The organism is Bacillus multifaciens (assembly GCF_030756675.1).
Lineage (GTDB): Bacteria > Bacillota > Bacilli > Bacillales > Bacillaceae_G > Bacillus_A > Bacillus_A multifaciens.
The window spans coordinates 62,248-72,831 of record NZ_JAVBXD010000026.1 but is presented as its reverse complement, the minus strand read 5'-3'; the positions used below and the strand labels follow the sequence as shown (position 1 = coordinate 72,831).

Here is a 10,584-nt window from a genome sequence, read left to right as displayed (position 1 = left end):
ACCTCAACTGAAAGCATGTTGAAAAATACAAACCAAGCATCTCAAATCTCTAATGAAGCTATGCAAATAATTCATGAAGTGAACAAACAAATATTAGGACAAGTTACGAGTATTCAAGAAAGTTCAAGCGCAATGAATGACGTAGCAGATGGGGTTCAAACAGTAGCTGAATCCGCATCAGCTGTTGCAGAAGTATCTGTTGCCACAACAGATCGTATAGAAAGTGGAAGTAAAGTAATCCAGCAATCTATTACGCAAATGAATAACGTGCATAAAACTGTTGAAGAAACATCCGCAGTGATAGAGCGTCTTGTTATGCGTACGCAAGACATAGATAAAGCTTTAAATGCCATTACAAATATTGCAGACCAAACAAACCTGCTTGCCTTAAATGCTGCAATTGAAGCAGCACGTGCAGGAGACAATGGAAAAGGGTTTGCGGTTGTTGCAGCCGAGGTGAGAGACTTAGCTGAGCAATCAAAGCAGTCCGCAAATGAAATCAATGATTTAATTAAATCCATCCAGCAAGATACAAAAGATACTGTTCAAATTATAAAAAAAGGGCAAGAAGAAGCAAAACAAGGAAGCAATGCTGCTAATGAGGCAGATCGAGCGTTTTCAACAATCATGACAGACGTTCATAAGATAACGCAACAAATTCAAGAAGTCTCAGCTACAACAGAAGAAATGGCTGCTGGGACGGAAGAAATTAACGCTTCATTATCAGCAGTATCAGAAACTTCTACAAAAGTAGAAAAAGATACGGATATGACTGTACAAGCAATTCAAACACAGGCATCATCGATTACAGAAATAACAAATCAATCTATGCAAGTAAAGAAACAAATTGAGGAGTTAGAAGGATTGCTTTCGCAATTTAAAATTAAAGAATAACTATAACTACTCAGTTACTTTATGGGGTCCTGCCACACATCCATCAACTTAAGGATTTGGACTATTCTTGAAGTTAAAAGCGCGTTACCATTCTCTTATATGAATGAGAAAGGGTGACGTGCTTTTTATGAATATGCATCCAAAACAAGAGTTGTCTTTATTTGCCGAAGAGTTATATCGGTATATGTCTCCCGCTACACTTAATCAATTGGCTATACATGCCCATCAACCTAAGGTTTTAATCCCCCCTAAATGAAAATTTTCTTTCTCTACAGGTAGTTACTCTGAGAAGTCAGCTCATTTTTCGTTTTGGAGGCATTTATTTTTCTTAAGTTGATGGGCATGTGTTCTAAACCCCATCGGTATATTAAGAATAAGAAGTATGAAATTGCACAATATGTAAAATAATAACAAAAAAAGAATTAAAAAAATTCCTAAAGTATTTTATTATATAAATGTGAATATTTTAAGGGGGAATTGTAATGAAAGCACCTGTATTAGATGCTATTTTAAATGCAATTATTGATTTTTTCCATTTTCCACGTTGCTAGTAAATAAAGAAAAAACCGGCTCCTTTTTGGAGTCGGTTCTTTTTATGGCGAAATCGCTCATTTAAAAAAATGCTTTTCTGTCGGTTTTTTAATTCGGATATATATACTTAGAGGTTGTCCACTATTTAACAATCGGAACATGAAGAAAGTAATTCATAATCTATATAACTAGCATCATAGTAAATGAATTGGTCTCCCCCTAAGTTTAACCATCCATTTTGTTCGTAATATACTTTATAAGCTTCATTATGATGTAATGTCCGAATCACATTACCGCTCATAGAAGGTTGATCTCGTAAATTCACATTATCTCCTGTAATCGTAGCAACTCCTATATAGTTACAGTAACAAATATAACTAGGGTCATAATAAATGAATTCATTTCCCCCTAAGTTTAACCATCCATTTTGCTCGTAAAATACTTTATAGGACTCATTACGATACAATGTTCCAATGACATTGCCATTCATAGAAGGTTGATCTCGTAAATTCACATTATCCCCTGCAATTGTAGCAATTCCGATATAGGAGCTGTTAGGTCTATTATTATTATTACCGTTGGCTAAATCTACATAGGATGTATTACAATCGACATTCCCATTAATTCCTTGTACACTTCCAGTATCTGTGTATTGCCAAATATCGCAATCCATTCCTGGACCGCGGTCACTATAACGTGCAACCCATAATAAAGTATTTTGTAAACGGGAAGGGTTTAGGTTATTTTGAAAGAAATATAGATTGCTGTAAACGCCGGTACTTGTATATCCTGCATTTTTTAATTCTGCTAAAAATGCATTCACAGCATCTGTTAATGTATCCGGGTCTAAATTTGCATCATTGACTTCTACATCGACAAATACAGGTGCAGTTAATGTGACGTTCTGTAAATTTTTAATGAAGAAAGCAGCCTCTTGTCTTGCATCATTAACAGAGATTGCTCGAAAAAAGTGGTAAGCTCCTGTCAGGATGCCGACACTATTTGCACCATTGATATTATATTGAAAGGTCGGATCGACAAAATTGGTACCTTGCTCAGAACCTTCTGTTACTTTTGCAATCATAAAGTTTATTTGATTCGGATCATTCTTTACTTTATTCCAATCAATGCGCCCTTCATGGTGACTCACATCAATTCCAAATGACATCATATCACACTCCTTATTCGTTTATTTAATATTTTGAGGTACTATACTACTTTATATTCTCAATCTATTAAATTGTTAATGAATGTGTAAGGGTATTTATACTAATTCTACTATTTTGGGTGATATTATAGTCTATCAAGTTAACGTTTTGAGGTGACTTGTTTTTCGTATTGCTAGAGATAGGTTGTTACGAGTATGATTTGTATCCTTTCTATGAGGGACATAATGCATTCAAGTTCATATTCAATCTGTGATTTACTATATTATACTACTTCAGGAGGAAATGATTAACTTATTATGTATTAGAAGTCAGGGAATATGGATATTTTGTTAAAATTTACTAGTTTATGTAATTTGATCCTTCTGTTTGTTATAATAATAGAGATTTTACTATTATCATTGAAAGAGGGGCTGGAAAATGAAAGACGAATTAAAAATCGTTGAAAAAGAAAGTACACATGCTTTTTCTAGTAATGGTTTATTAGGCTTTTATTTTGAAGGACAAAATTTTAATGATCTTCTAGTAATCACACAAAAAGCAAGTAGTAATTTATCGTTAGAAAAAGAAAATATCTCATCGTTACCTAGAGTTCAGAGTAAACGCATTCAATCTGCTAGATGGTTAGGGTTTTTAAAACCTGAAAAAACAGATGAATATGTTTTTTTTAGCCCATTGAATTATGAAATCTTAATTCAAGTTGATAACAAACTCATTGTAATGGGTAGAAAAATCACATTAGAAAAGGGAAGAACTTATCAAATTCGAATGGAATGTCGCTTCGAAAAAGCTCATACTCCATTCGTAAATTGTAAATTGTTCTGGTCATATTCTGGTATAAAAGAAGTCATACCTCAAAAATGTTTGTTGACACCTGACTTTAAAAATACAGAATTTTATCCGCAAACAAGTTTATTTGGTGATGTAACTGATGAGACTACTGATACTGATAATGATGGAATATTAGATGATTGGGAGATAAATGGTTATACGTTTGATGGCACAAATGTTATCAAATGGGATTCATCCTATGAGGGAACATATACAAAATATGTCTCCAATCCTAAACAAGCAAGTACAGCTGGTGACCCATATACAGACTTAGAAAAAGTAACAGGACAAATGGACCGAGCAAACTCTTTGGAAACTAGAAATCCATTAGTAGCAGCTTATCCTAAAGTCGGAGTTAGTATGGAAAAGCTGATTCTGTCTGTAAATGCAGATTATACCAATTCTCAAGAGAACTCTACTTCTACCAGTAAGACCGAATCGAATACTGGAAGTGTATCAATAGATGCTGGGGCAGAAGGTGGTAAAGACCCAAAATTCACCGGTCACATTATCGGAGGGTTTTCTCATACTACTTCTACCACAAACACGACGGAAAATAGTAATACAAAACAAGTGCATATTAACACAGGTGAATCTGCCTATATAAATGCGAACGTCCGCTATTTTAATACAGGTTCAGCACCTATTTATCAAGTTACACCGACAAATAATTTTATTATAGATGACGACACAATTATGACAGTTACAGCACAACCTAATTATATTGGCAATTCTTTAACTCCTGGAGGGACTTATCCAGATATGAGCTTATCTCCTATTGCATTAACTGAAGTAGGAGCGGGTAAGGATTTTACCATCCATTATGATAGTTTCATGAAGCTTCAATCAGGAAAACAAATGATGATAGAAACTACACAAACGAGTGGGAATGTAAACGACGGCGCCGATTCTTGGACAGGCTACTTTACAGAAATTGAAGCGTGTACAGCATGTTTAATTCTAGATACTGGAGATGGAGTGTTAGAGAGACGAGTAGCAGCAAGAAATTACAATGATTCAACGGATAGTACACCAGAAATTACTTTAGGTGATGCGATACAAATCGCTTTCCTAACAACAATTGATGGAGATAAACAGTTCTATAAAAACATTCCAATTTGCGAAGAACTTGTACAAATGATTTATGATCAAGATACAGCTGATGATTTCAAGAATCAAATGGATCAGAATCCAGATAAAAAAATGTTTGATTTGTTATTAAAGACAGGTATGAACATTTTAATAAAAGTTCCATGTGTTAGCTTTGATTGTAACGGTTCTGCAAGTGTTACAAGTAACGGCATTACTTGGTCAGGAGCAACACATCAAGATAGTATTGGAGTCGAAGGGGGATGTTTAAAAGGCACGAATGCTATTGGTATTCTGACTTCTCCATTAGAGCCTTACGGTAAGTATGTTTTAAGTCTATATGTAAAAGCTATTAATGAAAATACTTCCATCGAGATGGGAGTCATGAATAATGACAGTAATCATAAAAGGTATGATAATTTTACATTAACTACAGATTGGCAAAGATTTGATTTTGAATTTACAGTTCTTGATGATACCTCTATTGCGAATAAAGTTTATATAAACTCTAACAATGGAGATATTTATTTTGATGATATTACAATAACAAAATTCGTATCATTAACTAGCAATATAACTGAGCAAGTAATTCAAAAGGCACATACACTTGATCATTGGCAACAAGATGGTAATGGTCATATAAATGCTGTGTATTTCAAATTGGATCCTGAATATGTTTGTAATTATGAAGTAATAGTTGATGGAAAAAGTTATGGAACTGGAACACGTTATGAAACAGGGAATGATGGAAGTCAAATGGTAAACTTTACTGAATATAACGCTGGATCTGGCTTTGCGAATACCTCTCGTATTCAAGTTAATGCTATTTATAAGAACAACACAAATGTAAAAGCAATAGTGGCTTTATGGTATAACCAACAAAATATAGATGTTCAAGATTGGAAAAGACTTATTATGAATGGAACAGTTTATCTGTATGATAATGGTGATCCTGGTACTGAAATAGAACCATACGGATGGATTAAGTTTTATTCTAATGACGTAACAGTCTTAAAGTCTAATGAAGTTCAAATATGGAGTAAACCGAATGATGGAAACCGCCAAGAACAAGCTTCAATAAATAACGTAGAATTTTACGCACCTGGCAGCGGCAACTATACTTTCTATGGGGATGTAAAAGAAGACGATAGTACAAGTGCAGATGATGTTCTTGCTGATCCAAATAATCCAGTAAATGTTGGACCAGATGACACTGAAGTTAAGTTTACCGGCCCAGATGCTGAGGACGACTATGTAATAATTGATTTTACAATTACTTATCCTTAATATTTTTAATTCAAATAAAAAGGTCTCAAAAGCATAGATTGAACTGTACCCCGAATCGTGGACACTTAAAAAAAGTCCATGATTCGGGGTTTTTATGGTTTTTTATTAAACTGTCCATTTTATAGGGGACAGTTTAATATAGAGTTATCTTCTTTTTAATTTCTGTATAGTGATAAAAATTTTGTTGTTTATTCAAAACAGATCATTTTTCAGCAACTGCATATAACAAATGGGTTTTCTCTACGCTTAATTAACTGTAAGGGTTAACTTTTTTCATTTTGGGCAATCAAGAATTTCTTAACTTGATGCTGATGTGTCACAACCCTTAATTGCTTATATTAATAAACATCAAGCCCTCTAATCAATTGTTTCAGAATTGCAGTCTATATCAAATGGTAAACCGATTTGTTTTTTACTATTTATTAGATTTAAGGAAATCTTGTATAACAAGTACGACAGTAATCACAACCATTAGAGCAGTAAATACAAGTGCTACGATATTTACGAAATCCGTGAATGAAATTGTAATAATACAGATTGAAAAAATCGCTGCAAGAAAAGGAATAGCTTGTTGTGTTTTTGTTATACAATGAGCGTCTTGCTTCCTAACATACGTCATAATTACACCGATAAATAATAATAAAGGACCGGTAATAAGAACTCCGAATAAACCGACGCTATCTTCAATGAACCATGGTAAAAATCGCATTCTTGAGGAAAAAATAAATAGGTTCAGTATGAAAAGAAATAATTGTATGAGTAATAATTTTTTACTTATGCCTTTTAGATTCATAGTATCAAACCTCTCGTTTGGTGTATTTTTACACCATTCTATTCGTAATGCACTTAGGTGTCAAATGAAATTTTTGGGAGCGGCGGTAATACCGAAATAAACTCTCTCTTTTTTAGTTTGTTAATGCTTTTGCAAATGTTATTCCAAGTTAATGAAAGACTTTTGTAACATTTATGAAAGGGAAATGAAAGAAATATAAGGTAAGATGAACTTCCTAACATATGTGTCTATAATAAAACCTTTGTAAAGAGTGTATTGGTATTCTTACAGAACTGTAATCTTTATGTAAGATGATTCGATAGTTGGTTTATCGTTTAAATGTAATAATGACATTATAAGAAGCGATAATAAATTTGTTAGAAATGATAGGCGCGTGTTGTTCATGAATGTAACAACAATTAAAAAATGATTGAAAAAAATTCAATATATACAAAATAGGTGGAGGAAAATAGAATGGCTTTAAAATTAGTAGGTATCGTTATTGGAGTGGCATTAATCTTATCGGGTGTATATAAAATGAAAAAATATGATGCATTCGTAGGAAAAACGCAAACGAGAAAAAATCTTTTCAACTTGTTATTTAATGGACAGAGTTCTGGAATCGGACAATTATTAAGCGGGATTGTGTTTATCATTTTAGTAATCGTATCTTTCTTCATTAAATAATTTGTAAATAAGAGAAGTTAAAATATTGAACTGCCCCTTCAATTGTTAGTTGTATGTAACAGTTGGAGGCGCAGTTTTTTTATGACAAAAACTGCTTTGCAAACGAAGCTAGATGTTCTAAAGTATGCATTTGGATTAGACATATGAAAAAGCCCATTAAAAATGGGCTTTTTTCTCAGGGGCTAGTGATTACTAACCACTAAGACGGTTTGATGGAATATTCATTTTAACACGATTGTTTTTGTATGAAAATACAAACGGCATATGCAATATTGCATATTTTACAAATATTTGTCCGTGCTATATTTAAAACAACATGTGGGGAGGGAGAAGAGTATGCAAAAATTTATTGTGGGAAATTTAGTAGCGTTCGCAATGTTAACAGGGGTGTCTTTGCAATCTAATGAAGCCGAAACGAATTCTAAAGAAGAAACCGAAGAAGTAGTAGACTTAATGTCTATTTTGCCATTTGAGTATTAGTAAAAAAAGAAACAATCGTTAATAATAATAGGGATTGTTTCTTTTTTATTAACTCTATGTGCCTGAGGTAACGGAATATGAATCTACTATTCTTTGAAATAAAAAGGCTGGTGTGAATCATATGTTACCTCAGGCAAATTTATTTAGTTAATTTTTGCTGCTTCAAAAGCTTTTTGAACTGCTTGTACTTCAGGTGAATTTGCTCCATATTTAGTTGTTGTAACTTTTATGCATGCCGCTCTTAATTCGGAGAAATTAGAAGACATGTTTAATTCATCCGCATTTGCATAGTAGAAAATATCAAACATTTTATCCTCGCCAATTCCTTTTGCAGCTACACCGTTATGAGTACCACCTTTGGCAATGAGATAAGAAACTTTGTTGATAATGCTTGCTCTGTGTTTTCTTTCAGAGCATCTTTCACGACATTTTCAGGTGCCTTTTCTGATGGTAGTGTAAGCTCACCTGTGCGGAATGTATCTTCTTGCATTTGAACCTGCAATTGGTCTTTTTCCTCCGCATAACCTTCTGCATATGGTGCGACAGCTGATAAAACTAATCCTGTTGAGAGTGCGACTGTAGCTATTGTTTTTGTCTTTTTCATGTTTTCACCTCGTGTAATTATCGGAATTATGAAACTTAAGTAGATTGTAATTGTCTAAGTTTGTCGAAAAAAGGGGTAATGTATATTTATCAAGTTAATTCTGAATATTCTGTATAAATTTAACGGTAGCAGTGTAAGATGAGACGGGATAAATCGAGGAAGGGGTGTTTGAGGAAGTACCCACTGAAAAAACGCGATTCTTTCAAAAATTTTTCGAAAGAATCGCATTTTGGGTTTTAGGGGTATCTGCTTCGTAAGTTGTTTCCTTGTATATTTACCAGACAGGTTTTAATCTCGATGGTAATTTATCTACATTTGCTTCATAAACTAGTTTTGTTAAATCTTCTTTGAGCATTTGCATTCGTTCAGCGCCTATGTTTTCGATCCAACGCCCTTCAATTTCAGCTAGTATCTCTTCTTTTGCTTTCACGACTAACCAACCGCGTTCAGTTAAAACAATAATTTTTCCTCTCTTATCAGTGGGATGAGTTTGGCGCGTTACGTAACCATGTTTCTCAAGGTAATCCACCATTTTACTCACAGCTTGTTTTGTAATTCCTAAGTATTCGGCTAGTTCCATACCTGTTGCGCCATTAGGGGTGATACATTTAAACAGAAAACCATGTGCAGGTCTAATGTCTTCAAATCCCAATTCACTTAATTTCTCATGTAGTTCATTAATCGATGCACTAAAGGATAATGATAAAAGGGATGTAAGATCTAATTCGCTAAACACTTGATGTTTCATGTACATAACCTCCTTAAATAAAGTCAATTAAATTGACTTTATTCGAATCCCATTGTACTATGTGTAATATGGTCAATCAAGTTGACTATATTTGATTGTGAAAGAAATAGGATTCACCAAAAGAAAATTAATAAATTATTGGAGGTTTCTTATGTCTGATATCGTTAAAGTTAGAGCAAGTGTATTTATTCCAATGCCTTGGACTGAAGCGAAGAAGGATATGCAAACAGGGGATATAATCCAATTCGAAGGTGACTCACGTGAATTTACACCTTATGTTGTAAACGCTATGCGTTCCAGAGTTGAACAAGAGGTAGTTGTAGACTTTTACAAAAAAGAAGTATTCACATATGCGAATACGGGCATCACAACAGAAAGAGTTACAACTCCAGATGGTTCCGTTAGGAAACGAACAGGAAAAGCGAGTACGGAAGGTATTTTGTGTACTCATGTTGTATGGGGATCAGATGACGTCAAATTCCAAATGAGTGCAAGTGCTAGCAACCCATTAAATGTATATGCACCTCCAGTTGATTATCTATTAACTGTACATGTTAAAAAAGATGGTACTGTTGAGATTCAAGGAGAACATGATGGATTCCCATGTTTTGAGTTTTATAAGCAAGTAGATTTTGGTTCGTTCGAACAAATTTATACACATGATTTCAGAGAAACTGGTGATACACCGGAAGCTCTAGGCGGAGACATGGAGTATCGTTTTAAAAAGATATTGTAAAGACAATATGATCTCTTTTTTAGTGAATAAATATATAACAACATAAGAGTGGATAACAGGAGGAACAGATAATGACAACAGTTTTATTTGTAAAAGCAAACAATCGACCAGCTGACCAAGCAGTTAGCGTGAAATTATATGAGGCTTTTTTAGCGAGCTATAAAGAATCGCATCCAAATGATACAGTGGTAGAGCTTGATTTATTTAATGAAGAATTACCATATGTAGGAGTAGATATGATTAACGGCACTTTTAAGGCTAGTAGAGGACTCGATTTAACAGTAGAAGAAGCAAAAGCAGTAGCTATTGCTGATAAATATTTAGATCAATTCCTTGCAGCTGATAAAGTTGTATTTGGTTTCCCGTTATGGAATTTAACAATTCCAGCTGTACTACACACATATATTGATTACTTAAACCGCGCAGGCAAAACGTTTAAATATACGCCAGAAGGTCCAGTAGGTCTGATTGGAGATAAGAAAATCGCAGTATTAAACGCAAGTGGCGGTGTATATTCTGAAGGACCAAAAGCTGAAATGGAAATGGCTGTTAAATATGTAGTAAGTATGATGGGCTTCTTCGGTGCAAAAGATATAGAGAAAGTAGTGATTGAAGGTCATTATCAATTCCCAGATAAAACAGAAGAAATTATTGCTGCAGGGCTTGAAAAGGCGGTTAAAGTAGCAAGTACGTTCTAATGAACAAAACATCATGGCAGTACCAACACTTATATAGCGGTGGTACTGCTTTCTTATTGAA

General features: G+C 33.9%; 10 protein-coding genes and 1 pseudogene. 6 read left to right on the top strand and 5 right to left on the bottom strand.

Annotated features, from left to right (window positions below; translation table 11 throughout):
- Nucleotides 1-894 (top strand): methyl-accepting chemotaxis protein (locus tag Q9306_RS16345; RefSeq protein ID WP_306200401.1); only part of this gene is annotated, 894 nt, incomplete at its 5' end.
- A gap of 676 nt (nucleotides 895-1,570) precedes the next feature.
- Here Q9306_RS16345 and Q9306_RS16340 read toward each other — a convergent pair.
- Nucleotides 1,571-2,593, bottom strand: a complete 1,023-nt coding sequence (locus tag Q9306_RS16340; RefSeq protein WP_306200400.1) for a GH25 family lysozyme — start codon at nucleotides 2,591-2,593, stop codon at nucleotides 1,571-1,573.
- A 418-nt stretch (nucleotides 2,594-3,011) separates the two neighbouring features.
- Here Q9306_RS16340 and Q9306_RS16335 point away from each other — a divergent pair, with 418 nt between their 5' ends.
- Entirely contained in the window at nucleotides 3,012-5,798 is a 2,787-nt protein-coding gene (locus Q9306_RS16335; RefSeq protein ID WP_306200398.1) for a binary toxin-like calcium binding domain-containing protein, read from the top strand.
- Nucleotides 5,799-6,213: 415 nt separating this feature from the next.
- Here the strand turns inward: Q9306_RS16335 and Q9306_RS16330 are convergent, their stop codons facing one another.
- Nucleotides 6,214-6,591, bottom strand: coding sequence for a hypothetical protein (locus Q9306_RS16330; RefSeq protein WP_306200396.1), 378 nt, complete (start codon nucleotides 6,589-6,591; stop codon nucleotides 6,214-6,216).
- Between the two features lie 453 nt (nucleotides 6,592-7,044).
- Between Q9306_RS16330 and Q9306_RS16325 the strand changes: the two genes are divergently transcribed.
- A complete protein-coding gene (locus Q9306_RS16325) occupies nucleotides 7,045-7,257 on the top strand; it encodes a hypothetical protein (RefSeq protein ID WP_306200394.1) in 213 nt (70 codons plus the stop codon).
- A 336-nt stretch (nucleotides 7,258-7,593) separates the two neighbouring features.
- Nucleotides 7,594-7,737: a hypothetical protein gene (locus tag Q9306_RS16320; protein ID WP_306200392.1), complete on the top strand. Its 144-nt coding sequence runs from the start codon at nucleotides 7,594-7,596 to the stop codon at nucleotides 7,735-7,737.
- Between the two features lie 143 nt (nucleotides 7,738-7,880).
- On the opposite strand, the pseudogene Q9306_RS16315 reads toward Q9306_RS16320, so the two are convergent.
- The 3 genes and pseudogenes from Q9306_RS16315 to Q9306_RS16305 all read right to left on the bottom strand — a co-directional run.
- Nucleotides 7,881-8,132: pseudogene (locus tag Q9306_RS16315) on the bottom strand (M4 family metallopeptidase); the annotation flags it as partial.
- Nucleotides 8,072-8,341, bottom strand: a complete 270-nt coding sequence (locus tag Q9306_RS16310) for a hypothetical protein (RefSeq protein WP_306200390.1) — start codon at nucleotides 8,339-8,341, stop codon at nucleotides 8,072-8,074. The gene Q9306_RS16310 and the pseudogene Q9306_RS16315, both read right to left, overlap by 61 nt.
- 274 nt (nucleotides 8,342-8,615) lie before the next feature.
- On the bottom strand, nucleotides 8,616-9,089 hold the full coding sequence (locus tag Q9306_RS16305) for a MarR family winged helix-turn-helix transcriptional regulator (protein WP_306200388.1): 474 nt from the start codon (nucleotides 9,087-9,089) through the stop codon (nucleotides 8,616-8,618).
- A 151-nt stretch (nucleotides 9,090-9,240) separates the two neighbouring features.
- Here Q9306_RS16305 and Q9306_RS16300 point away from each other — a divergent pair, with 151 nt between their 5' ends.
- Together Q9306_RS16300 and Q9306_RS16295 are read left to right on the top strand one after the other, a co-directional pair.
- The gene (locus Q9306_RS16300; RefSeq protein ID WP_306200386.1) at nucleotides 9,241-9,825 is read left to right on the top strand and encodes a DUF3238 domain-containing protein; all 585 of its coding nucleotides are present in this window, start codon (nucleotides 9,241-9,243) and stop codon (nucleotides 9,823-9,825) included.
- A gap of 71 nt (nucleotides 9,826-9,896) precedes the next feature.
- A complete protein-coding gene (locus Q9306_RS16295) occupies nucleotides 9,897-10,523 on the top strand; it encodes an FMN-dependent NADH-azoreductase (RefSeq protein ID WP_306200383.1) in 627 nt (208 codons plus the stop codon).
- The last annotated feature ends 61 nt before the right edge of the window (nucleotides 10,524-10,584 follow it).